The following is a 22,117-nucleotide window of genomic DNA, read 5'->3' as shown; positions in this document are numbered from 1 at the left end:
ATGCCGTATTCCCAAGAACCTATCCAAGTTCCCAAGGACGAATGGGTCGAACTGACCGCAAACGACATCACCCAAATCAGCTTTCAAGTTCTGGACGGCGAAGTCGAAATCCGGCGTGGCGGCACTGACGCGCCGGCGCCTGCCAGCAGAGGGTGGATCTACCCGGGCGGAAGCGGAGAACAGCAGGCTAGCCTGTCTTCCATCAGCGCAGCATCTGGCGACCGTGTTTGGGCAAAAGGCCGCCGCGGTCCCGGCTCAACCGTTCTGGTGGATCATGCGTAGCCCGTTCAGCTCTGGCCCGTTCAGCCTGCGCACACCGCTGTCCGCCAGGCTGGTGCCACAACTCCCGCCAGGCCTTGGCTGGGACGATGAACAGTTTCCCCTGCCGTTGCACCCCGCGGCGCAGGGCTACGCGGTGGATCTGGACCCGCGGGCGCTGGTAGATCCGGCGGTCTGGTCAGGGCCTGCAATCCATGTGGATATTGCCACCGGCGATGACGGCAACAGCGGCCTGGGCGCGCAGGATGGTGATTTCTCCGCCGCGGTGAAGACGATCCACGCAGCCTTCACCGCGGGAAACGCCACCGGCGGCGCCTACCGTGTCCTGGTCAAAAGCGGCTTCTACAAGGAAAACCATTTCACCAACAACGGCGCGGTGGAGCCGGATCAGCCGGTCGCGCTGGTGGCCTGGGGCGGCAGGGTCCTTTACCGCACCGGGCCGGAAAACCCCGCCTTTGCGTTCGATCAGGGCACGACCTATTCAACCTCCCTCAGCTCCACCCAGCGGGTGTTCCGCACCGATGTCACTGACGCGCAGGGCCGTTACCAGGAACTCTCAGCCGCAGCGGATCTGGCGGCCTGCCGCGCGACGGCGGGAACCTTCTTCAAGGACGGCAGCACGGTCTATGTCAACATCGGCGCTGATCCGGATGGCAAGATCGCTCTGATCCGCAGCATTCACGGGGCGCGTTTCCTGACCCATGCCGAGGATTTCTATATCGAGGGCTTCGACATCGAGGGCGGGATCACCGGTGCCTTCCACATGGACGCTGCAGCTGCCCGCAACGTGATCTGCGACGGCTGCACCTTCCGCTATTCCGCCACTGGCACCCCCGGCGCCCAACAGGATGCGTTCCGCGTATTGCGCACCAACGGGCTGGTCTGGGCGCGCGGTTGCGATGCGGCCTATGGGGCCAAGGACAACTGGAATTTTCATGAAAACGGAACGCCCGGAATGCACGTCCTGCTGGAGGCCTGCACCGGTGGCAGGCCGGGCTGGGATGCGGCCGCGTCCTGCAACGACTTCACCACGCACGACGGGGTGACGGCGGCAGCCATCAGTTGCAGCTTCGAAGGCGGCGGCCCGCGTCCCGGCAGCACAGTGCATTGCATTGAAACCGCCCGCAGCTGGCTGCTGGACTGCCGCATCCAGGCCGACGACAGCGATGGCGATGGCCAGGCAATCGCGCTGTCCTGTTCCAACGACGCTTCTATGTGGCTGGAAGGCTCCTCTCTGCAGGCCCTGGGAGCGGCGCAGGACAATATCGCACTGCGGGCCAATGGCGGCCAGATCTTCCTGCGGCGCAGCACCGAGGCCGGAACGCGGGACATTTCGGCGGGCGGATCGATTTCCGGCTACTGACCTGCTGCCAGCCGGACAGGAGCCAAATCCATCGAAAACCGTTCACCCGCCGTTGAAGAGGCGTTTAAAGCCTCCTCCGCCCGGCATTTTTAAACGGTTTGGGCGGCGGGTGTCCCGGATTTGAAACGGGAAGTGTCCTAATAAACTGCCGCGTCAAATCGCGGTGCCGGTGCCGATCCCGGCCGGATAAGCCACGGATTCACGCTTAGAAATCAGGGGAAACACAAAATGAGTTGCTGCAACGGGAAGTGTCCCGCACTGCAAAACGAAGTGTCCCGCTACACCCGCACATTCATTCCCCCGGACATTCCCCCGGATCCCGGCCGCCCCTGCGTCTGCGCACCGTAAAAATGTGAAAAAGATTTACATAGGGCTTGAAAGCCTGGCGGCGGCTCCCGATATGCATTCATGTGAAAGGCATTTACATTGACTTGGAACCAGGAGGACCCCGATGACGAGTTTCACCCAAACCCACCCCGCTGCACCGGTGCAGGGCTGGTTTTCCCGCAGCGAAGCCTGGCTGGACAGCAAGGGCAAAGGCGCCTGGATCGCCGCCATGGTGCTGGGCTTCGTGTTCTTCTGGCCGCTGGGCCTGGCCCTTCTCTTCTACATGATCTGGAGCAAACGCATGTTCAGCAAATTCTCCTGCCGCCACCGCAAATCCTGGGCCCATCACGGCTATTCGGCGATGAAACCGTCGGGCAACAGCGCCTTTGACGCCTACAAGGCCGACACCCTGCGCCGTCTCGAACAGGAACAGCACGACTTCGAGGCCTTCCTGCAGCGCCTGCGCGAAGCCAAGGACAAGGCCGAGTTCGACGAATTCATGGAGGAACGCGCCGGTGCCGCATCCAGCGACGAACTGGAGGACGGGGAAGACGGCAGCGATGACCGCGGCGGACCCAAGCGCCACTGACCCCCGGTTGCCTCCGGCTGCCCCGCCCGTCCCGGGCGGGGCTTTGCGCCCTCATGCCTGTCACTTGAAAAGGACCCCCGTACATGACCGCCCTGCCCGATCCCGACTACCAGGCGGAGTTCTATGCCTCCGTGCCCGCCAAGCGGCTGCTGGCCTGGATCATCGACAGCATCCTGATCTTTGCCCTCAGCGCGGGTGCGGTGGTGCTGACCGCCTTTACCGGGCTGCTGATCTGGCCGCTGCTTTTTCTTGCGGTGGGCTTTGCCTACCGGACCGCGACCATCGCCGGCGGCTCCGCCACCTGGGGGATGCGCTTTGCCGGGATCGAGCTGCGCGACGGCGCCGGACGGCGGCTCGGCACCGGCCTGGCGGCGCTGCACACCGCGGGCTATACGCTGTCGCTGGCGTTGCCGGTGCTGCAGGCGGTCTCGGTGATCCTGATGCTGGTGTCGCCGCGCGGCCAGGGGCTGACCGACCACGTTCTGGGCACCGTGATGCTGAACCGGCGCAGCTGAAACCTCGGATTCGGGGAAAACCGGAAAGATGCCGTTAAACCATTTTCCACAACGCTACTTGGCGCACCGGGACCGCGTTGCTATCATTCTGGGGACCACTTGCCGCCTGTTCCGGTTGCCCCGTAAAACTGCTGAAGAGTTCCGATGCGCCATACCCTTCCCATTGCACCGCAGTTCTATGTGACAGCGCCGCAGCCCTGCCCCTATCTGGAGGGCAGGATGGAACGCAAGCTGTTCACCGCCCTGCAGGGCGACGGGGTCGAGCAGCTCAACAACAGCCTCAGCCAGCAGGGCTTCCGGCGCTCGCAGAACGTGCTGTACCGGCCGTCCTGCTCGGAATGCTCGGCCTGCCTGTCGGCGCGGATCGACGTGGCCGCCTTTGCCCCGACCCGCAGCCAGAAGCGCACCCTGAAACGCAACGCGCATCTGGAGCGCCGCGCCACCTCGCCCTGGGCGACCGAAGACCAGTTCGCCCTGTTCCGCAGCTATCTCGACAGCCGCCACGCCGATGGCGGCATGGCCGACATGGATGTCTTCGAATACGCCGCCATGATCGAGGAAACGCCGGTGCGCAGCCGGGTGGTGGAATATGCCGGGGCAGGCAGCAGCAAGCTGACCGCGGTGTCGCTGACCGACGTTCTGGAGGATGGCCTCAGCATGGTCTATTCCTTCTACGCGCCGGACCAGCCGCAGAACTCGCTCGGCACCTTCATGATCCTCGACCACATCAGCATCGCGCGCGAAGCCGGGCTGCCCTATGTCTACCTCGGCTACTGGGTGCCCGGCAGCACCAAGATGGGCTACAAGGCCAAATTCTCCGGCCTTGAGATCTATCACCAGAGCGAATGGAAGAAGATGACCGACCCGTCCGAGTTCGAGGCCGCCGGCCATCCGCTGTCGACCGATCCGATTGCCGAACAGGTCGCCAACATCCAGCTGCCCGAACAGCCGATCCACCGCAGCCGCTGATGCAATACCTTCACGCCGTCTCGCTGGTGGTGCCGGATTACGATGCCGCCATCGCCTTCTATTGCGGCCGGCTCGGCTGGCACCTGGCCGAGGACATTGATCAGGGCCGCAAGCGCTGGGTGCGCATCCTGCCGCCCGGTGCTGCGCAGGGCGGCCTGATCCTGGCCCGGGCCGAAGGGGCGGATCAGCAGGCCGCCATCGGAAACCAGTTCGGCGGCCGCGTCGGCCTGTTCCTGGCCACCGACGGCTTTGCCCGCGACCACGCCGCGATGCTGGCCCAGGGCGTCCCCTTCGAAGAGGAACCGCGGCACGAGCCTTATGGCACCGTCGCGGTCTGGCGCGATCCCTTCGGCAACCGCTGGGACCTGATCCAATTCGCCTGAGCCGCCCGCCCCGCCTGACGGTCCCGGCAAGGATCCCCTATTCATCTGGCTGAAAATATCCCGGGGTGAAGGCGCGCGCCGCGCGCAGAGGGGCAGCGCCCCTGCCCTGGCAAGACCTGCAAAGGGGCCCGCTCGGGGCCCCTTTGCCGTTTTCTTGTCCTGTATCCGTATCCCGGATCAGTTCGGGATCAGCGCCGGAACGATGGTCACAATCGACGGGAAGGCCCAGAGAATGGCAATCCCCACCACCTGGATCAGCACAAACGGCACGATCCCGCGGTAGATATGCGCCGTCGTCACCTCCTTGGGCGCAACCCCGCGCAGGTAGAACAGCGCAAACCCGAACGGCGGCGTCAGGAACGAGGTCTGCAGGTTCACCGCAACCATGATGGTCACCCATTTCGGATCGAACGAGCCGCCATAGATCACCGGCCCCACGATCGGGATCACGATGTAGATGATCTCCAGGAAGTCGAGCACGAAGCCCAGGAAGAACAACACCAGCATCACGATCAGAAACACCGTCATCTCGTTGTCGAAGCTCTTCAGGAACTGCTGGATGTAATGCTCGCCGCCAAAGGAGATCACCACCAGGTTGAGCAGCTGCGAGCCGATCAGGATGGTGAACACCATCGAGGTCACCTTGGCGGTTTCCCGCACCACCGGTGTCAGCACGCCCGACCTGAACAGCACCCAGCAGCCGTACAGCAGCCCGAACAGCGCATAGAGATACAGGCCATAGGCCGCGATGAAGGCGATCCAGCTTTCCAGGGACACCCCGCCCTGGTTGACGCGCAGATCGAAGTTGATGCCGATCAGGATGCACAGCATCACCGCAAAGGTGGACCAGATGATGATCCTGCCGGAACGCCCTTCATCCTGCAGCTTGCGGTAGGCCGCCAGCATGATGGCGCCGCCCGCCCCCAGCGCCGCGGCGGGCGTCGGGTTGGTGATGCCGCCCAGGATCGAGCCCAGCACCGCAACGATCAGCACCAGCGGCGGGAACACCACCCGGATCAGATCGTTGCCGGCGCAGCGGATGGCGGCCTCGCGGCAGCCCCACAGCGCCAGCAGCAGCGGCAGCGCGATCCACAGGACGGTCACGCCTGCCGATGTGGCCGGCGCAATCGCCACAATATCCACCAGCGCAACCAGCAGCAGGCCGACCGCCCCCAGGATCAGCGGCTTGGCATCGCGCGACGGCGCCACGCCGCGGCCGAACGCCAGCACCAGGCCCAGCAGAACCATGATCACGGCGATGCCGGTGCCGATGGGAGCGGCGGCTGCGGTCTTGGCCTCGACAGCGGCGGCGATTTCCGCCTCGCTCAGCCTTGCCGCCAGGGCAACACCGCCTGCGGCGTTGATGGCCTGCTGTTCTGCCACCGCGGCGTCCCAGGCCTCCTGCCCGTGCAGCTCGATCATCGAGGCCTTGCACTGTGCCCGCACGCTGGTGCGCAGGGAGGCGGTCTCGCCGGCGTCCGAGAAGGTCGAAACGGTGATGTTCTGGCTGCCGATCACGTTGAAGCTGCCCAGCAGGATGGCGCCGCCGATCAGCGCCGCCGGCACCGCCAGGAACCAGGTCAGGCCTTCGCCGCGGGTGATCACGTCGCCGGTGCCGGGCTCCATCGCCACGGCCGGCGCCTTATGCGGGTTCAGCAGCGCATAGCCAAAGGCATAGAGCGCATACAGCAGCGCCAGCAGGATGCCCGGCAGCAGGGCCGCCTGGAACAATGTGCCGACCGAGACCACCGCCGGTTCGCCCAGATAGGTCAGCGCGTCGGAGCAGCCTGCCTCCATCGCGCGGGTTTCCTGCGCAGTGGAGTAAATGTCGCCCGCCAGCGTGCCCAGCAGAACGATCACGATCGACGGCGGGATGATCTGGCCCAGGGTTCCGCTTGCCGCGATCACCCCGGTTGCCAGCTCCGGCGAATAGTTGTTGCGCAGCATGGTCGGCAGCGCCAGCAGGCCCATGGTCACCACGGTTGCGCCGACGATGCCGGTGGAGGCCGCCAGGAAGGCGCCCACGACGACGATCGACACCGCCAGACCGCCCGGCAGCGGGCCGAACACCCGTGCCATCGTGGTCAAGAGGTCATTGGCGATCTTGGAACGCTCCAGGGTGATGCCCATCAGCACGAACATCAGCACCGCCAGCAGGGTTTCGATCGACGCCCCGGCCAGCACCCGCTCGTTCATCCGGTTGACGATGAAGGAGATGTTGCGGTCCAGCGCCACTTCCCAGCCCTGCAGGAACACGGGCTCGGCGATCCTGGGCAGGTCCGGATAGCGGAAGGTGGATATCGTGTCGGGCCTGACGCCCGAGTTCAGCAGCTCGCGGTAGGCCTGCGACGAGGAGTCGATGGCCTGGTGCACCAGGATGCCGGCGCTGTCCAGCGCGGCGATGATCCCGAAGGAGATGATCCCGGCACCGCCGATGGCAAAGGCCACCGGAAAGCCGGAGAGGATGCCCCCGAAGAGGCAGAAGAAGACGATGAGCAGGCCGATTTCGACGCCATCAAGTCCAAATAGCATTTTTTGACGTCCCTTTAGTGCGTGCCTTCGTAGGCTTCTTCACCCTCGCCAAGACTGTCCTTGTCGAGATATTTGTTTTCGCTGTCCGGCCCTTCGCTGAACTCGAGGAACGAGCGGTAGAAGAAGGCGATGGCGTGCAGGAACACGAGGCCCGCAAACAGCACCAGCAGGATCTTGAACAGGAAATAGGCGTTGAACCCGTTGGGGCTGAAGCCGATGGTTTCCACGTTCCAGCGCAGGGCGCGCGCCTTCATCACCAGCCGGTCGAGGCTGTCCGAGGCCGAGGGTTTCGGCACGATCAGGTGGCGCCACAGGAAGAACCAGCCGTACATCCAGGTCAGCACCGCGGCGGGCATCATGAACAGCAGCGAGCCGAGCATGTCGACCACCCGCTTGGCGCGGAAGCTGATGCCGGAATAGATCAGGTCCACCCGCACATGGCCGCCCTGCACAAACGTGTAGGTCACGCAAAGACAGACGACCAGGGCATTGTAGAACTTCAGTTCTTCGGCAAACCAGCTGATGTCCTGGTTGAACGGGATGCCGAAACCGAAACTGATGTCGGGCCGGGCAAACACGCGCTGCATGAACACGATGATGATCTGCTGCACCACCATCAGAAGCCCCGCCCAGGCAAAGAAGCGGCCGGTTGTGTTGGCCAGCCCCTCGAGCCCCCGCACCACGCCCCACATGACATTGCGGAAATAGAGGCCGATGGCGGTCAGCACCAGGAAGGCGGTGAAGACGACAAAGAAGAACTCGACCGAGCCGCCGTAGTAGACAAAGCGCATGATCGAGGCCTTGTCGGACCAGTCGAGCCAGAGCTGCGGATGGGTGACGGCGTAGCCGAAATTGTAAAAGGCGCCGGCGATGTTCTGGATCAGCCAGACCAGCCCGCCCCAGATTGCGCCAAAGAAGGTGATGCCACTCTCTTCCTGCATGTTTCCCCCGGGAAGATTGCTGCGAAGCTGCGGCGGCGGGTTGGGCACACGGCGCTTCCGGCCGGCCGTCCCGCGCTGTCTGCAACTGCATGTGGACCCCCCGCGCGGCGGCGGAGGATCCGGTTAAGTCCAGTCAGACGGATCAGCCGAGAACGCGGTCACGCTGGGTGCGGTAGGCGCCTTCGGATTTGGTGATCCAGCCGGAAGAGGCCTTCATCGAGGATTCGACGCTGTTGCGGATCTTGGCAAACAGCTCGTCGCCCATGAACTCGTCCAGGGTTTCCTTGGTCGCGGTGCCGAAGGCATCCCAGACACTGTCCGGGAATTCCAGGGTCTTGACGCCGCCGGACTGCAGACGCTGCAGCGCGGCGCCGTTGTTGTTCATGAACTGCGCCAGGCTCCACTGGTGGCCGGCCGCGGATGCGGTTTCGATGATTTTCTGATGGGCCGGCGACAGGCCTTCAAAGACATCGCGGTTGGTGGCAACCGACAGCGCCGCACCCGGCTCGTGGAAGCCCGCGGTGTAGTAGGTCTTGGTGATTTCCTGGAAGCCGGCCTTCTCGTCCGCCCAGGGGCCGATCCACTCGGTGCCGTCGATGGCGCCGGAGGACAGCGCCTGGTACACTTCGGAACCCGGAATGTTCTGCACCGAGGCGCCCAGCTTGCCCAGCGCCTTGCCGCCCAGGCCCGGCATCCGGAATTTCAGGCCATTGAAATCCTCGGGGCCCTTGATCTCCTTGTTGAACCAGCCGCCGGACTGCGGGCCGGTGTTGCCGCCGATGAAGGACTTCAGGCCGAAAATCTGGCCCAGTTCGTCATGCAGCGCCTGGCCTTCGCCGTGGTAGTACCAGTTCACCAGCTCCTGCGCGGTCATGCCGAAGGGCACCGCGGTGAAATAGGCATAGGCGGGGTGCTGGCTGACGAAGTAATAGTCAGCGGCGTGGTACATGTCGGCCTGGCCTGCGGTCACGGCGTCGAACACTTCGAACGCGCCGACCAGTTCGCCGGCCGCCTTGAGGTCGACGGTCAGGGCGCCGTCGGACATGGCGGTGATGGTGTCGGCCACATACTGTGCGGAATCATGCACACCGGCCAGACCGCGGCCCCAGGTGGTGACCATCGTCAAGGTGCGGTTGCCCTGGGCATAGGCCGGAGCCGCCAGGGTGCCGGCGGCTGCTGCGGACCCGCCCAGTGCGGATGTCTTCAGAAAAGAACGGCGATCCATTTATTATTCCTCCCATTATCAATTCGGATTGCCCGGGTGTTCCCCCCGGGCGGATCGGTTCGAGTGCGGCCAGCCTAGCGGCGGCGGATTTTATGTGAATACCTACTACTGCGTAGAACGGCACGTTTTTCCGGGCTGCACGGGGAAAGTTGGCGCATTTCTGGCGCGAATCGTCAATTGGCAGGACACGCCAAGGGCGCAATCGTGTCGTGCCACTTTGATTCCTCTGGGCGGCTGCGCAATGATTCGGTACAAGAATCTGACCAATTCCGGGGCCCTGCCGATGCGCCTGTTCCAACCTCTTCTGCGTCCCACTTATGCGCAGAAACTCTCGCTCTTGATGACCCTGCCGCTGATCGTGGCGGGCACCGCGATTGCGGTTCTGGTGGGCTACCAGTCGCGCGCGCTGGCGGAACGCGAGATCCAGGCGCTGGAGCTGCAGCTGCTGGAGGCCAAAAAAGCGGAGCTGCGCAACTACGTGACCCAGGCGCGCAACGGCTTTGCCCATATCTACGGCCTGGCCGCGCCGGATGATGCCGAGGCCAAGGAGCGGGTCACCCAGATCCTCAGCGCGATGATCTACGGCAAGGACGGGTTCTTCTTTGTCTACGACTATGACGGCATCAACCTGGTGAGCCCGCGGCAGACCGAGTTCATCAACCGCAACTGGGCGGGCCTGACCGACAGCGCAGGCGTGCCGGTGGTGGATGAGTTCATCCGCCTCGCCCGCGACGGGGCCGGCTGGCACAGTTTCACCTGGGAAAAGCCCTCGACCGGGGAAGAGGCGCAGATGATCGCCTATGTGCTGGGCCTGCAGGACTGGCAATGGGCGATCGGCACCGGCGTGTTCATCGACGACGTGCTGGCCACGGTGGCCGCCTCGCGCGCCGAGGTGGAGGCGCGGGTACGGCGCACGTTCCTCTATATCGGCGGCATCACCCTGATATCGCTGGGGCTGGTGTTTGCCTCCGGCATGTTCCTGAACATCCGCGAGCGGCGGCTGGCGGATGCCAAGCTGAAGGAGCTGACCCAGCGGGTGTTCGACGCCCAGGAAGAGGAGCGCGGCCGGGTGGCGCGCGAATTGCATGACGGCATCAGCCAGCTTCTGGTCGGCGTGCGCTATGCGCTGGACAACACCCGCCGCCGCCTGGCCCGCGGCGACGGCGACGGTGCCGCGGCGCCGCTGGAGAAAGGCACCGAAAGCCTGCTCACCGCCATCACCGAAGTGCGCCGGATCAGCCGCGACCTGCGTCCCGGGGTGCTGGACGACCTCGGCCTCGGCCCGGCGCTGAAGGCGCTGACGGATGATTTTGCCGCCCGCACCGGCATCGAGACGGCGTTCTCCACCGTGGTGTTCCGCAACCGGCTGGACCAGGACGCCAAGATCGCGCTGTACCGCATCGCCCAGGAGGCGCTGACCAATATCGAGCGCCACGCCGAGGCGACCAAGGTCAGCATCGACCTGCGCGGCCATACCAAGGGCGCCACCATGCGGATCACCGACAACGGCCGCGGATTGCCGCCGCGCGATGCCCGCTCCGGCCCCGGGATCGGGCTGCGCAACATGCAGGAGCGGATCGAGCAGCTTGACGGCACGCTGCGCATTCTGTCATCACGTGGCACCCAAAGCGGCACCGTGATCGAGGCAAGCCTGCCTCTGAGCCACCTGCTGCCGCCTGGCGAGGAGGGAACGCCTGCGCAATTGCCGTGACCGGGGGAGGATGCGGCGGCTTGCGGGGTCTCTTGGAAATGGAAGGCTGTCTTGAGGGGGAATATGGCTGATCCGGTGAAAGTTCTGATCGTGGATGACCACCCGATGGTGGCCGAGGGCATCCAGTCGATCCTTGAAAACTATGACGATATCGAGGTTGTCGGCTCCTTGACCGACGGGCGCGATGCCGTGGACCGGATGGGCGCACTGGCGCCCGATGTGGTGCTGATGGATCTGAACATGCCCAAGCTCGGCGGTCTCAGCGCCACCGAGATCATCCTGGAGCAGCACCCTGGCACCCGCATCCTGATCCTGTCGATGCATGACAGCGCCGAATACATCTCCACCGCGCTCAGCCATGGTGCCATGGGCTATGTGCTGAAGGATGTGCCGACGGAAGAGATCAAACAGGCGATCGACGCGGTGATGGAGGGGCAGACCTATCTGTGCACCGGCGCGGCCGGCTCCTTGAAGCCCAAGGGGGACGAGGCCCGCGAGGCGCTCACCGGGCGCGAGCAGACCATCCTGCTGGAGCTGGCGCAGGGCAAGTCCAACAAGGAAGTCGCATTGGCGCTGGATATCTCGGTCCGGACCGTCGAGACGCACCGCAAGAACATCAAGCGCAAGCTGGGCATCTCCTCCACCGCCGGGCTGACGCGCTATGCGCTGGAGCATGGCGTGCTGCAGGGGACCGGCGCCGGGTTCTGACCCTTTGCCCCGGTATTTTCTTGGTGATCCGCGGCCCCTGCCCTAGCCTTCCGGGCCAAGGAGCCGTGCCATGACAACAGACAAGCCCCCGATCCCGCCGGACACCCAGGCCAAATGGCAGCGGGTGGTGGACCTGGTGGCGGAACTCACCGATGTGCCTGCCGCGCTGATCATGGCGACGGTGGACAGGGATCACCGGGTGAAAGTGTCGAACTCGGCCGGGAACACCCCCTATTACCCGGGCCGCACATACCACCTGAATGAAAAGCTCTATTGCTTCGGCGTGATTGAGGCCGACGGCGAACTGGTGGTCGAGGACGCCCGGTGCGAGCCGCGCTGGCGGGACAACGAGGACATGGAGCATGCCATGTCCTTTTACATCGGCTATCCGATCAAATGGCCCGACGGGGAGGTCTACGGCACCATCTGCGTGCTGGACACGCGGCGCAACAAGCGCGCGCTGATGTTCCGCAAGGGGTTGCAGGAGTTCTGCCGCGTGGTCGAGGGCGATCTGGCGCTGCTGCTGGAGGTTGCCCAACGCAAGCAGGCCCAGGCAGAGCTGCGCGAGACCGTGCGGGCGCGCGAGGACACCATAAGGCGCCGCACCGAGGCGCTGGAGGATGCCAATACCGCACTGCGGGTGCTGATCGACAATGTGGAGGCCTCCCGCCACGAGACCGAGCAGCAGATCGTGCAGCAGATCAAGGGGATGGTGCTGCCCTATATCGCCAAGCTCCGCCATCTGGATGCGGATCGGGACCTGCAGAGCGCCTATCTCATGATGATCGAGGACAACCTGAAAAACATCACCTCGGCCCTCTCCTCCAGGCTGGCGGAGACGCTGGAACGGCTGACGCCTGCGGAGACCGAGATCATGCAGCTGATCATGATGGGCCGCACCACCAAGGAGATCGCCGCCGCCCTCGGGCGCGGGACCAGCACCATTGACTTCCACCGCAACAACATCCGCCAGAAACTGGGGCTGAGCCGCCGCGAGAACCTGCGCCAGCATCTGATTGCGCTGAGTTCGGCGGAGCAGCACCCGGCGCGCATCCGCTCCGAATGAGCTGAGCCCGCGCGGCCGGGGCCGGGCAGCGCCTTTATCCGCAGCGTTTCCCGAGGTGCCGCCGCCTAGAGGAGACTGTTCAGCAGCGCCTGGGACGGCTCTCCGGTGGCGGGCACTCCGCGGCTGGACTGGTAGGCGCTGATCGCGGCGCGGCTCTTTGGCCCCAGCACCCCGTCGGCGCCGCCGGTGTCGAAACCCTTGGCGGTCAGGCGCTTTTGCAGCGCGATGCGGTCATTCTTGGTCAGCCCGTACTGATCCGGCGGAAAACCGGCCCGCAGCGGACCGCCGCCGGCGATGCGGTCGGCCAGATGGCCCACCCCGATCGCGTAGGAATCGGAATTGTTGTAGCGCTTGATGGCGTTGAAGTTGCCGGTGACGGCAAACTGCGGCCCGCCCGGCTGCGGCTGGATGATGCGGCCCGCGGGGGTGCCGGGCGCGCCGGCCTCGCCGCCCCATTTGACGCCGCGCGCCCAGCCGTTGCGCTGCAGGTAGGCGGCGGTGGAGGCGAGCGCGTCGGCGGGATCCTCCGACCAGATGTCGCGGCGGCCATCGCCGGTGAAATCCACTGCAAACGCCTGGTAGGAGGTCGGGATGAACTGGGTGTGCCCCATGGCGCCGGCCCAGCTGCCGGTCATCCGCGCCGGCGTGATGTCGCCGTTCTGCAGGATCCTGAGCGCCGCCAGCAGCTGTTTTTCGAAAAACGCCCCGCGCCGCCCGTCATAGGCCAGCGTCGAGGTGGCTGAAATCACCGGCACATTGCCGCGGCGCTCGCCGTAAAAGCTTTCCAGCCCCCAGATCGCGCAGATGATTTCCGCATCGACGCCATAGGCGCGCTCCAGCGCCCGCAGCGTGGACTGGTGGCGGGCAAAGGCGGCGCGGCCCTTGGACAGCCGCTCGTCCGAGACCGCGATGGACAGGTAGTCCTCCAGGCTGCGCTTGAATTCCGTCTGGTTGCGGTCGCGCTTGACGACACCCGGCAGATAGCCCGCACCGCGGAACGCCGCGCGCAGGGTGGCCTGGGAAATGCCTCTGGCCTCCGCCCGGGTGCGGAAGCCGGCGACCCAGGCGTCATAGCCCGCATTGGCCGCGGGGCGCAGGTCTGCGGGCAGGCCGGCGGCCCCGCTGGAGCCGCTGGTGCCGCTGCCCGAAGGGACAGCCCCGCTGCAGGCCGTGAGCCCGAAGGCCGCAAGACCAAATCCGAAGTGACGCCGTGTGATGCTCATGCCGCTGCCTGTTCCGCTGAGTGCTGTGCTGCCCGTTGCTGCCGGGTCGTTTGCAGACAGGCTGCCAGAATCCGGCACCGCCGCCAAGGCCCGGAAATCCGCCACAGCGGAGACCTGCCGCCGTGCCCCTGCGCCTCGAATAGGGGGGCTGCCCCCCTGTTTTCCCCATAAACTTCCGGGGCACCCCTTGGGCCCGGCCTCGCCTAGCCTGTCTGCAGCCCCGCCAGTGCGGGCAAGGCATCAAAACAGGGAGGCAAGACCAATGGATGAGAAAAGGAACAACCTGAAACCGGCCCGGCTGGACGGGCGCCGCGACGACCTTGCACCGGGGCTGTCGCGGCGCAGCTTCTTCAGGGCGGCGGGCGCTGCCGGGGTCGGATCTGCCGCCAGCCTGCTGGGCAGCGCCAGCGCCCAGGCGCAATCGACCGACTGGCTGCAGCCCGGCAACAACAACCATGTGATCGGCCTGCAGAACGCGGGGACTTTCCCGGATGGCGAGGTGAAGATCGATTTTTACGGCCACTGCGCCATCAAGATCACCTCGCCCGGCGGCGCGTCGGTGCTGTTTGATCCGTGGCGCGATGACCCCTCCGGCGCCTGGGGGCTGTGGTTCAAGCAGAAGTTCCCGGAGACGCTGGTGGATATCACCATGTCCACCCATACCCATTTCGACCACGACGCCATCGACCGGCCGCAATCGACCATGGTGCTGGACCGGATGGCCGGCACGTTCGAATTCGCCGACCTCAGGATCACCGGCTACGCCGACAAGCATGCCTGCGTGGCGCCGGGCTGGTATCCTTGGACCGACGCGCTGGCGGAATTCGGCGTGGACGCCTGCCCGCCCAACAATCCGGGCCACATGGACATGGTCACCTACGTGGTGGAGACCGGCGGCATCCGCACCCTGATCTGGGGCGACAACCGGCCCGATCCGGCCGACGGGTTCTGGGAGGCGGTCGGACGGATCGACGTGCTGACCCTGCCGGTGGACGGCTCCGAGCACATCCTGTCCTATGACCAGGCCAACGCGCTGGTCGCGCGGATCCAGCCCAAGGCGGTGATCCCCACCCATTACCTGTCCGAGGCCACCACCTATACGCTGTCGACCCTGCAGCCGGCGGACGCCTGGGTTCAGGAGCAGAAGAGCTTCAGCATGCTGGAGGGCGCCTCGCTCACGCTGGCGGCAGCCGATGTGCAGGGGATGGACAAGGAGTTCCTCTATTTCGGGCACAACGCGCTGACGGAGTGATCCCCACATCGCCGCAGCAAAGCTGTGCCCGGCCCGCCGGGCGCCCTCCCCCGGGGCGTCCGGTTTTTGCAGCCGCTGGCCGCTCAGCCTGCGGCAAACCGCTGCCGCGGGAAACCGGCGCCGGCGAAGATCTCCCAGATTTTCTGCTCCAGGCCGGGTGCTCCGATTTCGAGGCAGTTGTTGCGGAAATACCAGGTCAGGAACTGGGCATAGCCGCCGGTGCGGGCCTGCGCGCGGTCCAGCGCACCGGCGAACTGCCCCGGCCCAGTGATGGTTTCCGCGAAGTGATGAAAGTCCGACACGCCGTAGAGAACAGCCGGCGTGCGGTGCAGGAACCCTTCGATGGCCACCGAGGAGTTCACCGAAACCGTCGCGCAGCTGGCCGCCACAATGTCGTGTATGTTGGCCCCGGTGATCACCACCCGGCTGTCCCGGGCAGCAATCTCCGCAAGCTCGGTCATGGTTCCGATATCCGCCAGCCTTGGGTGCGGCTTGACCAGCACCGGCCGCCCGCCAGCCCCCTGCAGGACATCCTGCAGCATGGAAATGTCGGTGAATGATGTCGCCCCTGTCCGGTACGGGTGCGCCCCCTGGAAAAAGACCGAAATGCACCCCGGGGGAATGGTCTCCCTCTCGCGGGGCGGACTGTAGCGGGTCCGGCGCGTGTCCTTCCATTTTGCCTGCAGCTTGCCATAGAACTGCGCCGCGTATCTGTAGGGGATCATGTCCGCGCGGAACGGCTTGCCGCCGATGGAGCTGAACCCCCGGGTGCCTTTGGGATCCAGGTGCCAGTACCCCTCCAGATAGGCCATCGACCCGTTCAGCACATTGGGCATCTGCAAGTGCTGGTCATCCAGAATGTGCAGGTTGCCGTCCTCGAACCGCCGGTCGCCGGTATGCCGCAGACCGCTTTTGATATCGGGATCCATCACCCGGCTTTCCGCCTGCAAGCCCTGCTCCCGGAACATCCGCACAATGATGCCGTAAAGCTCAAGAAAGCTGCGGGACAGATCGCAATCGGCGTGCTGGCGCCGCACATGGACAATCACTTTGGGCAAATGCGGCCTTCCTGCACAGACTTTCTGCCGGTCAATTATCCCATTCGGCCGCATCAGGTCCAGCCATTCCGCCCGGCCGGTCAATCCCGCAGGGCGTCGGCCCGCAGCCCCTCGCGCTCGTAGTGGCAGGGCAGCACCCGCCCGTAGAGCTGCCGGGTGCGCTCCACCCCGCCGCACATGCCCGCCTTCTCGACAAAGGAGAAGATGCCGACATAACGCCGCCGCGCGCCTTCGACCGGCGCCACCCGGTGCAGCGAGTACCGTCCGCGGAAAATCTGCAGGTCGCCCGGCTGCAGCATCAGCCTGCGCACCAGCGGCGAGCCGCCGGCCAGCACCCGCGCCACCCCGTCGTAATTCTCGTCGCACGGGGTGCGCAGCATCGGCGCATATTCGAATCCGCCGCCTGCTTCGCCGTTCTGGATCGCCAGCGTCACGGTGTAATTGTTGGTGTCGAAATGCCAGGGAAAGCCCTGCCCCTCCTCGACCATGTTGATGATCACATCAGCCAGCGGATCATCATAGCGGAAAAACCTGTCCTCCGGCTCTCCCAGGGCCTCGCGGATAAAGGGCATGAACCCGGCAAATTCGTAAATCGCCCGCAGCGGGCTGCCGGCGCCGAAATTGTCGGCCGGAATGAAGGCGTTGGAGCGGTCATAGAACCGGCGCACCGGATGGGTCTGCGGCAGCGTGCTGTCATCCTGGCTGAAATAGGCATTGGTGCGGCTGAAGGACCTGTGGCCGTTGTCCGCCACGGCATCGGCCTCGGCCGCCAGCCTGGCAATGCCGTCCTGATGCACGAACCCGGGCAGCACAGCGCAGCCGTCGGCCTGCAGATCCCGCTGCAGATCCGCCAGCAGCCGCGCATACGCCTTGGAGCCGGGCCGGTCGATCGGATAGCGGCCCAGATCCACCAGATCACTGAGTTGAACCATGCATGCATCCTTCCCTGCGAACTCTTTTGGGTTGAGCTTGCCCGCTGAGAGACAGCCGATCTGGCACAAACGGGACACGCCCGTGCCGGTTTTGAACGATTCCGGCCCGCAGCGGCGGCGCATTTTCGCGGAAATTTCGCCGCACCCCCGGGTGCGAGCAAGAAAATGTCCCCGTGCGGCCCTTTTTTGACACGTTTGCAGGTTGACGCCCCTGTCCGGCGACCATAATGTCGCCCGCAACGCAAAAAGGAGCCTGTGGCCGTGACCACCCTAGTCGTAATCGTAGGAACCAAGCGCATGGGCCGGTAACGGTAGACCATAATCGAACCCATGCGCCTCCGACTTGAAATCGGGGGCTTTTTTTATGCGTAACGGACGATGCCGCCAATTGGAGCAAAAAGCAGATGACACGTGAAATGACCGGCGCGAAAATGGTTGTTCAGGCCCTGAAGGATCAGGGGGTGGATGTGGTCTTCGGATACCCGGGCGGCGCCGTGCTGCCGATCTATGACGAGATCTTTCTGCAAAACGACATCCGCCACGTGCTGGTACGCCACGAGCAGGGCGCGGTGCATGCCGCCGAAGGCTATGCCCGCTCCACCGGCAAGCCGGGTGTCGTGCTGGTGACCTCCGGCCCCGGCGCCACCAATGCGGTGACCGGCCTGACCGACGCGCTGCTGGACTCGATCCCGATTGTGGTGCTGACCGGCCAGGTGCCGACCTTCATGATCGGCTCGGACGCCTTCCAGGAGGCCGACACCGTCGGCATCACCCGCCCCTGCACCAAGCACAACTGGCTGGTCAAGGACACCGACGCGCTGGCCGCCACCCTGCATGAGGCATTCCATGTCGCCAAATCCGGCCGCCCCGGCCCGGTTCTGGTCGACATCCCCAAGGATGTGCAGTTCGCCAGCGGCGCTTACAACGGCCCCAAACCCGCGGCCTCGCATTACCAGCCGCAGCTCAAGGGCGACATGGAGGCGATCACCGAACTGGTCGAAGCGCTGGAAACCGCCAAGCGCCCGGTGTTCTATACCGGCGGCGGCGTGATCAACTCCGGCACTGCTGCCAGCCAGCTGCTGCGCGAGCTGGTGGATGGCACCGGCATCCCGGTCACCTCGACCCTGATGGGCCTGGGCGCCTACCCCGCGTCCGGCAAGAACTGGCTGGGGATGCTGGGGATGCACGGGCTTTATGAAGCCAACATGGCGATGCACGGCTGCGACCTGATGATCAACATCGGCGCCCGTTTCGACGACCGCATCACCGGCCGCATCGACGCCTTCAGCCCGAAGTCGAAAAAGGCGCATATCGACATCGACCCCTCCTCGATCAACAAGGTGATCCGGGTCGATATCCCCATCGTCGGCGACGTCGCGCATGTTCTGGAGGACATTCTGAAGGTCTGGAAATCGCGCGGCCGCAAGGTGAACCGCGAAGCGCTGGCCAAATGGCAGAAGCAGATCAGCGAATGGCGCGCGGTGAACTGCCTGAACTTCAAGAACTCGGAAAAGACCATCAAGCCGCAATACGCGCTGCAGCGGCTCGAGGAACTGACCAAAGGCATGGACCGCTATGTCGCCACCGAGGTGGGCCAGCACCAGATGTGGGCGGCGCAGTACCTGGGCTTTGAGGACCCGAACCGCTGGATGACCTCCGGCGGCCTGGGCACCATGGGCTATGGCTTCCCGGCCTCGATCGGGGCGCAGATGGCGCATCCGGACGCGCTGGTGATCAACGTCGCGGGCGAGGCGTCCTGGCTGATGAACATGCAGGAAATGGGCACCGCGGTGCAGTTCCGCCTGCCGGTGAAGCAGTTCATCCTCAACAACGAGCGCCTGGGCATGGTGCGCCAGTGGCAGGAGCTGCTGCACGGCGAGCGCTACAGCCACAGCTGGTCCGAGGCGCTGCCCGATTTCGTCAAGCTCGCCGAGGCCTTCGGCTGCAAGGGCATCTGCATCAGCGATCCCAAGGACCTGGATGACGCGATCATGGAGATGATCGAATACGACGGGCCGGTGATCTTCGACTGCCTGGTGGAAAAGCATGAGAACTGCTTCCCGATGATCCCGAGCGGAAAGGCCCACAACGAGATGCTGCTGGGCGAGGCGGAGACGCAGGGGGTGATCCAGGCCGGCGGCGCGGTGCTGGTGTAACGCGGCCGGGCCGCAAAATTCTTATGAAGAATTTTGCCAAAAGTTTTCAGAAAACTTTTGGCAGCGACAAACGAAAGGACGGCGACCGATGTCTGCCCTGCATATCAAAAAAGGCTCCAACCGCCATTCCGCCTACAATCTGCGCCCGACGTTTTCGGATGTGCAGGAGCGGCACACCATCGCGGTGCTGGTGGAAAACGAACCCGGTGTTCTGGCCCGCGTCATCGGCCTGTTCTCGGGCCGCGGCTACAATATCGAAAGCCTGACCGTGGCCGAGGTGGACCACACCGGCCATCTATCGCGCATCACCATCGTCACCACCGGCACTCCGCAGGTGATCGAGCAGATCAAGGCGCAGCTGGGCCGCATCGTCTCGGTCCGCGACGTGCATGACCTGACCGTCGAAGGCGTTGCGGTGGAGCGGGAACTGGCGATCCTGAAGGTGGCCGGCGAGGGCGACAAGCGCGTGGAAGCGCTGCGGCTGGCGGATATCTTCCGCGCCAATGTGGTCGACAGCACGCTGAACAGCTTTGTGTTCGAGATCACCGGCGCGCCGGACAAGATCGACGCCTTTGCCGATCTGATGCGCCCGCTCGGCCTGGCCGAGATCGCCCGCACCGGCGTCGCCGCGCTGCTGCGCGGCAACTGATAAGGCGCCGGCCCGGCGGCGGGCCGGCGCTCAGCCCCGGCCGGCCTGAAGCGGTGCGGGAACACACCGCTTTTTCGATGCCTGCAGCGGAAAGGGAACCACCGTGCCGCCGTCCGGCCCGCCTGCGGCGGGTTCAGCGCCGCAGCAGGCCGCTTCCGACAGCTGCTCTGCCAGACCGGGGCTGCCCTGTTCAAGCACAACGGCAAGATTTTCCGCAATTCTGAAATTACCGCTCAAGGTTAAGTCGAACTCAACCCAGTCTCCCGGGTTCAGTTCCTGGAACCCTGTTTCTGCCTTGTTTGTGTAAAAAGCGAGATCCCCCTGATCGTCGCACCAGATTACGGCTTTGTTCAGGGGTTCATCACTCCATAAGACAACTCCAATCATACCAGTCCTCGCATTGCCGCATACCAATTCTGGAACAATTGATGTGACGCCAACATGACAAAATCAGTGCTGGCCTATTGCATTTTGTGTCGGTTTGATTAGCCTGCTGACGTGGATTAGCGCCAGCCCTGACGCTACCGGGCGGCAAAACCCGGGATCTTTCGGCCGGACTCTGGCACAAATCGCGCGCGGGCGGCGCAAATTCACCGCAAAATATCAAGCCACCAGGGGCAAAGATGACCAGCCAAAGCCGCTCTCCAGCTGATTTGAGGAACATGTTTGGCGCCAATTTGCGTCAATTGTCCCGGCAATACCCGTCAATTTCGGAATTATCGCGCCAGCTGGGCATCAACCGGACCCAATTCAACCGGTATTTGTCCGGCGAAAGCTTTCCGCGCCCGGACGTGCTGGACCGCATCTGCCGTTTTTTCGAAGTGGACGCCCGTATTCTGCTGGACCCGGTTGAAAAACTGTCCAAGGCCGGGCAGGTCGTGAACGGCCCGTTTCTGGCGGATTTCCTGGGCCGCGGCGTGCAGCAGCTGGGGGAGGAGTTTTTTCCCTCCGGGTTCTACCGCTTTACCCGCCGCAGTTTCATCAATGACGAGAAGTTCGTGATCGGCGTGGTCTATGTGTTCCGCGATGCAGGCGTGACCTATATCAAGGGGTTCGAGGCCAAGGAGGCGATGTACAGCCAGGGCCTGCCGGCCAGCCCGGGGGTGCGTGAGTTCCGCGGTTATGTCAGCGGCCACGAAGATGGCGTCGCCTTTGTCATCGCCCGCCGCAAGGCAATGACCTATTCCTTCAACTACCTGGCCCGGGTAGCCTCGCTGGAGAACAACTTCTGGTCCGGATACGTGGCCCGCACGGTCCGCGAGAACAATACCGGCGAGCGCGTCACGCGGATGGTCTACGAACACCTGGGCCGCGACACGAAACAGGTTCTGGCCGCCGCGCGCAGTGCCGGATTTGCGGACGAGGACGCGCTCCTGCCCTTCCACCGCCGTCTGCTGCACACCGGCCAGCCCTTCCGCTGACGCTAACCGGCGGCAGCCTGGCGGTAGATGTGCCAGGTGGCGTGGCCCAGCAGCGGCAGCACCAGGAACAATCCCAGGAACCAGGGCAGCAGCGCCGCAAACGTCACCGCCGCAATCAGCCCGGCCCAGGCCATCATCACCAGGAAGTTCTGCTGCACATACTGGAAACTGGCGATCATCGCGGTGACAAAGTCCACCTCCCGGTCCAGCAGCAGCGGCAGCGAGATCACCGTGATCATGTAGAGCAGCAAGGCAAACAGCGCCCCCGCAGCGGTGCCGACCGCCAGCATGGCCAGCCCGTTTGCAGTCAGGAACACCCCGGCTGAACTGGAGATATTGGTCATTGTCGCATGGCCCATGAACAGCGCAAAGATCATGTGGCCGAGGAAGAACCAGAACAGGAACACAACGACAATGATCGCGCAGATCGAGGGCAGCTGGCGGCGGCTTTGCTGCAGCACCACCCCAAGGATGCCGCCAAAGGCAATCGGCTGCCCCTGTTCCAGCCGGTGCGACACTTCATAAAGCCCGACGGCCGCAAAGGGGCCGATCAGCGGGAACCCGATTGCGGCCAGCACCAGCCAATAGGTGGTGCCGGTCCGCACCGTGATCCAAGCCATCGCCCAGCCTGCCAGCACGTAGAAGCCGGCAAAGAACAGCCCGTACAAAGGCTTGGCCCGGAAATCGGCCCAGCCCCGGCGCAGCGCCTCGGACAGCATCGGCATCGAAGCGGGCCGCAGCTCGGGCACTCCAAAGGGCTTTTCAGTGGTCATTGCGGTATGATCTCCCGGTTAGCTCGTCCGGGCAGACTAGCCGCG

The 22,117-nt window shown here is 64.5% G+C and carries 21 protein-coding genes; 13 read left to right on the top strand and 8 right to left on the bottom strand.

Annotation, left to right across the window (positions count from 1 at the left end; translation table 11 throughout):
• From OKQ63_RS06925 to OKQ63_RS06900, 6 genes are all read left to right on the top strand, one after another.
• Nucleotides 1-282, top strand: a complete 282-nt coding sequence (locus OKQ63_RS06925; protein ID WP_264213213.1) for a hypothetical protein — start codon at nucleotides 1-3, stop codon at nucleotides 280-282.
• A complete protein-coding gene (locus OKQ63_RS06920) occupies nucleotides 275-1,642 on the top strand; it encodes a hypothetical protein (RefSeq protein ID WP_264213212.1) in 1,368 nt (455 codons plus the stop codon). The genes OKQ63_RS06925 and OKQ63_RS06920 overlap by 8 nt, the downstream gene beginning before the upstream one ends.
• Before the next feature lie 451 nt (nucleotides 1,643-2,093).
• On the top strand, nucleotides 2,094-2,558 hold the full coding sequence (locus OKQ63_RS06915; protein WP_264213211.1) for a DUF2852 domain-containing protein: 465 nt from the start codon (nucleotides 2,094-2,096) through the stop codon (nucleotides 2,556-2,558).
• An 83-nt stretch (nucleotides 2,559-2,641) separates the two neighbouring features.
• Entirely contained in the window at nucleotides 2,642-3,073 is a 432-nt protein-coding gene (locus OKQ63_RS06910; protein ID WP_264213210.1) for an RDD family protein, read from the top strand.
• Nucleotides 3,074-3,217: 144 nt separating this feature from the next.
• Entirely contained in the window at nucleotides 3,218-4,042 is an 825-nt protein-coding gene (locus OKQ63_RS06905; protein WP_264213209.1) for an arginyltransferase, read from the top strand.
• Nucleotides 4,042-4,425 carry a VOC family protein gene (locus OKQ63_RS06900; RefSeq protein WP_264213208.1) on the top strand — a complete coding sequence of 128 codons (384 nt, stop codon included), beginning with the start codon at nucleotides 4,042-4,044 and terminating at the stop codon, nucleotides 4,423-4,425. Before OKQ63_RS06905 ends, OKQ63_RS06900 begins: the two co-directional genes overlap by 1 nt.
• Nucleotides 4,426-4,602: 177 nt before the next feature.
• On the opposite strand, the gene OKQ63_RS06895 is transcribed toward OKQ63_RS06900, so the two are convergent.
• The 3 genes from OKQ63_RS06895 to OKQ63_RS06885 all read right to left on the bottom strand — a co-directional run bounded on the left by OKQ63_RS06895 (nucleotide 4,603) and on the right by OKQ63_RS06885 (nucleotide 9,123).
• Nucleotides 4,603-6,957, bottom strand: a complete 2,355-nt coding sequence (locus OKQ63_RS06895; protein WP_264213207.1) for a TRAP transporter large permease — start codon at nucleotides 6,955-6,957, stop codon at nucleotides 4,603-4,605.
• 14 nt (nucleotides 6,958-6,971) lie between these two features.
• Nucleotides 6,972-7,898: a TRAP transporter small permease subunit gene (locus OKQ63_RS06890; protein WP_264213206.1), complete on the bottom strand. Its 927-nt coding sequence runs from the start codon at nucleotides 7,896-7,898 to the stop codon at nucleotides 6,972-6,974.
• Nucleotides 7,899-8,040: 142 nt separating this feature from the next.
• Nucleotides 8,041-9,123, bottom strand: coding sequence for a TRAP transporter substrate-binding protein (locus OKQ63_RS06885; protein WP_264213205.1), 1,083 nt, complete (start codon nucleotides 9,121-9,123; stop codon nucleotides 8,041-8,043).
• Between the two features lie 283 nt (nucleotides 9,124-9,406).
• Here OKQ63_RS06885 and OKQ63_RS06880 point away from each other — a divergent pair, with 283 nt between their 5' ends.
• From OKQ63_RS06880 to OKQ63_RS06870, 3 genes are all read left to right on the top strand, one after another.
• On the top strand, nucleotides 9,407-10,834 hold the full coding sequence (locus OKQ63_RS06880) for a cache domain-containing protein (protein ID WP_264213893.1): 1,428 nt from the start codon (nucleotides 9,407-9,409) through the stop codon (nucleotides 10,832-10,834).
• A gap of 63 nt (nucleotides 10,835-10,897) precedes the next feature.
• Nucleotides 10,898-11,542: a response regulator transcription factor gene (locus OKQ63_RS06875; RefSeq protein WP_264213204.1), complete on the top strand. Its 645-nt coding sequence runs from the start codon at nucleotides 10,898-10,900 to the stop codon at nucleotides 11,540-11,542.
• A 70-nt stretch (nucleotides 11,543-11,612) separates the two neighbouring features.
• Nucleotides 11,613-12,608 (top strand): LuxR C-terminal-related transcriptional regulator, encoded by a 996-nt coding sequence (locus OKQ63_RS06870; RefSeq protein WP_264213203.1) that lies wholly within the window; start codon nucleotides 11,613-11,615, stop codon nucleotides 12,606-12,608.
• A 65-nt stretch (nucleotides 12,609-12,673) separates the two neighbouring features.
• Here the strand turns inward: OKQ63_RS06870 and OKQ63_RS06865 are convergent, their stop codons facing one another.
• Nucleotides 12,674-13,831 (bottom strand): lytic murein transglycosylase, encoded by a 1,158-nt coding sequence (locus OKQ63_RS06865; RefSeq protein WP_027258546.1) that lies wholly within the window; start codon nucleotides 13,829-13,831, stop codon nucleotides 12,674-12,676.
• A 262-nt stretch (nucleotides 13,832-14,093) separates the two neighbouring features.
• Between OKQ63_RS06865 and OKQ63_RS06860 the strand changes: the two genes are divergently transcribed.
• Nucleotides 14,094-15,083 carry an MBL fold metallo-hydrolase gene (locus OKQ63_RS06860; protein ID WP_027258545.1) on the top strand — a complete coding sequence of 330 codons (990 nt, stop codon included), beginning with the start codon at nucleotides 14,094-14,096 and terminating at the stop codon, nucleotides 15,081-15,083.
• Nucleotides 15,084-15,166: 83 nt separating this feature from the next.
• Here the strand turns inward: OKQ63_RS06860 and OKQ63_RS06855 are convergent, their stop codons facing one another.
• Both OKQ63_RS06855 and OKQ63_RS06850 read right to left on the bottom strand, forming a co-directional pair.
• A complete protein-coding gene (locus tag OKQ63_RS06855) occupies nucleotides 15,167-16,141 on the bottom strand; it encodes a hypothetical protein (protein WP_264213202.1) in 975 nt (324 codons plus the stop codon).
• Nucleotides 16,142-16,221: 80 nt separating this feature from the next.
• Nucleotides 16,222-17,073 (bottom strand): HalD/BesD family halogenase, encoded by an 852-nt coding sequence (locus OKQ63_RS06850; RefSeq protein WP_264213201.1) that lies wholly within the window; start codon nucleotides 17,071-17,073, stop codon nucleotides 16,222-16,224.
• Nucleotides 17,074-17,477: 404 nt separating this feature from the next.
• On the opposite strand from OKQ63_RS06850, the gene OKQ63_RS06845 reads away from it, so the two are divergent.
• Both OKQ63_RS06845 and ilvN read left to right on the top strand, forming a co-directional pair.
• A complete protein-coding gene (locus OKQ63_RS06845) occupies nucleotides 17,478-19,229 on the top strand; it encodes an acetolactate synthase 3 large subunit (protein ID WP_264213200.1) in 1,752 nt (583 codons plus the stop codon).
• A gap of 88 nt (nucleotides 19,230-19,317) precedes the next feature.
• Nucleotides 19,318-19,878, top strand: coding sequence for an acetolactate synthase small subunit (ilvN, locus tag OKQ63_RS06840; protein WP_264213199.1), 561 nt, complete (start codon nucleotides 19,318-19,320; stop codon nucleotides 19,876-19,878).
• 30 nt (nucleotides 19,879-19,908) lie between these two features.
• Here the strand turns inward: ilvN and OKQ63_RS06835 are convergent, their stop codons facing one another.
• The gene (locus OKQ63_RS06835; protein ID WP_264213198.1) at nucleotides 19,909-20,265 is read right to left on the bottom strand and encodes a S1 domain-containing protein; all 357 of its coding nucleotides are present in this window, start codon (nucleotides 20,263-20,265) and stop codon (nucleotides 19,909-19,911) included.
• A gap of 275 nt (nucleotides 20,266-20,540) precedes the next feature.
• On the opposite strand from OKQ63_RS06835, the gene OKQ63_RS06830 reads away from it, so the two are divergent.
• Nucleotides 20,541-21,299 (top strand): helix-turn-helix domain-containing protein, encoded by a 759-nt coding sequence (locus tag OKQ63_RS06830; protein WP_264213197.1) that lies wholly within the window; start codon nucleotides 20,541-20,543, stop codon nucleotides 21,297-21,299.
• Nucleotides 21,300-21,301: 2 nt separating this feature from the next.
• On the opposite strand, the gene OKQ63_RS06825 is transcribed toward OKQ63_RS06830, so the two are convergent.
• Nucleotides 21,302-22,072, bottom strand: a complete 771-nt coding sequence (locus OKQ63_RS06825) for a DUF2189 domain-containing protein (protein WP_264213196.1) — start codon at nucleotides 22,070-22,072, stop codon at nucleotides 21,302-21,304.
• Nucleotides 22,073-22,117: the final 45 nt, after the last annotated feature.

The sequence above is a fragment of the Leisingera thetidis genome (assembly GCF_025857195.1).
GTDB lineage: Bacteria > Pseudomonadota > Alphaproteobacteria > Rhodobacterales > Rhodobacteraceae > Leisingera > Leisingera thetidis.
The sequence above is the reverse complement of the archived record's forward strand: the minus strand, read 5'-3'. Positions and strand labels throughout refer to the sequence as shown.

Bases quoted from the DNA above. Each gene is read 5' to 3' on its own strand.
- OKQ63_RS06860 (WP_027258545.1), top strand. From the start codon at position 14,094: ATGGATGAGAAAAGGAACAACCTGAAACCGGCCCGGCTGGACGGGCGC.
- OKQ63_RS06865 (WP_027258546.1), bottom strand. From the start codon at position 13,831: ATGAGCATCACACGGCGTCACTTCGGATTTGGTCTTGCGGCCTTCGGG.
- OKQ63_RS06825 (WP_264213196.1), bottom strand. From the start codon at position 22,072: ATGACCACTGAAAAGCCCTTTGGAGTGCCCGAGCTGCGGCCCGCTTCG.
- OKQ63_RS06925 (WP_264213213.1), top strand. From the start codon at position 1: ATGCCGTATTCCCAAGAACCTATCCAAGTTCCCAAGGACGAATGGGTC.
- OKQ63_RS06870 (WP_264213203.1), top strand. From the start codon at position 11,613: ATGACAACAGACAAGCCCCCGATCCCGCCGGACACCCAGGCCAAATGG.
- OKQ63_RS06890 (WP_264213206.1), bottom strand. From the start codon at position 7,898: ATGCAGGAAGAGAGTGGCATCACCTTCTTTGGCGCAATCTGGGGCGGG.
- OKQ63_RS06835 (WP_264213198.1), bottom strand. From the start codon at position 20,265: ATGATTGGAGTTGTCTTATGGAGTGATGAACCCCTGAACAAAGCCGTA.
- OKQ63_RS06845 (WP_264213200.1), top strand. From the start codon at position 17,478: ATGACACGTGAAATGACCGGCGCGAAAATGGTTGTTCAGGCCCTGAAG.
- OKQ63_RS06910 (WP_264213210.1), top strand. From the start codon at position 2,642: ATGACCGCCCTGCCCGATCCCGACTACCAGGCGGAGTTCTATGCCTCC.
- OKQ63_RS06895 (WP_264213207.1), bottom strand. From the start codon at position 6,957: ATGCTATTTGGACTTGATGGCGTCGAAATCGGCCTGCTCATCGTCTTC.
- OKQ63_RS06905 (WP_264213209.1), top strand. From the start codon at position 3,218: ATGCGCCATACCCTTCCCATTGCACCGCAGTTCTATGTGACAGCGCCG.
- OKQ63_RS06880 (WP_264213893.1), top strand. From the start codon at position 9,407: ATGCGCCTGTTCCAACCTCTTCTGCGTCCCACTTATGCGCAGAAACTC.
- OKQ63_RS06920 (WP_264213212.1), top strand. From the start codon at position 275: ATGCGTAGCCCGTTCAGCTCTGGCCCGTTCAGCCTGCGCACACCGCTG.
- ilvN (WP_264213199.1), top strand. From the start codon at position 19,318: ATGTCTGCCCTGCATATCAAAAAAGGCTCCAACCGCCATTCCGCCTAC.
- OKQ63_RS06885 (WP_264213205.1), bottom strand. From the start codon at position 9,123: ATGGATCGCCGTTCTTTTCTGAAGACATCCGCACTGGGCGGGTCCGCA.
- OKQ63_RS06850 (WP_264213201.1), bottom strand. From the start codon at position 17,073: ATGGTTCAACTCAGTGATCTGGTGGATCTGGGCCGCTATCCGATCGAC.
- OKQ63_RS06830 (WP_264213197.1), top strand. From the start codon at position 20,541: ATGTTTGGCGCCAATTTGCGTCAATTGTCCCGGCAATACCCGTCAATT.
- OKQ63_RS06915 (WP_264213211.1), top strand. From the start codon at position 2,094: ATGACGAGTTTCACCCAAACCCACCCCGCTGCACCGGTGCAGGGCTGG.
- OKQ63_RS06900 (WP_264213208.1), top strand. From the start codon at position 4,042: ATGCAATACCTTCACGCCGTCTCGCTGGTGGTGCCGGATTACGATGCC.
- OKQ63_RS06875 (WP_264213204.1), top strand. From the start codon at position 10,898: ATGGCTGATCCGGTGAAAGTTCTGATCGTGGATGACCACCCGATGGTG.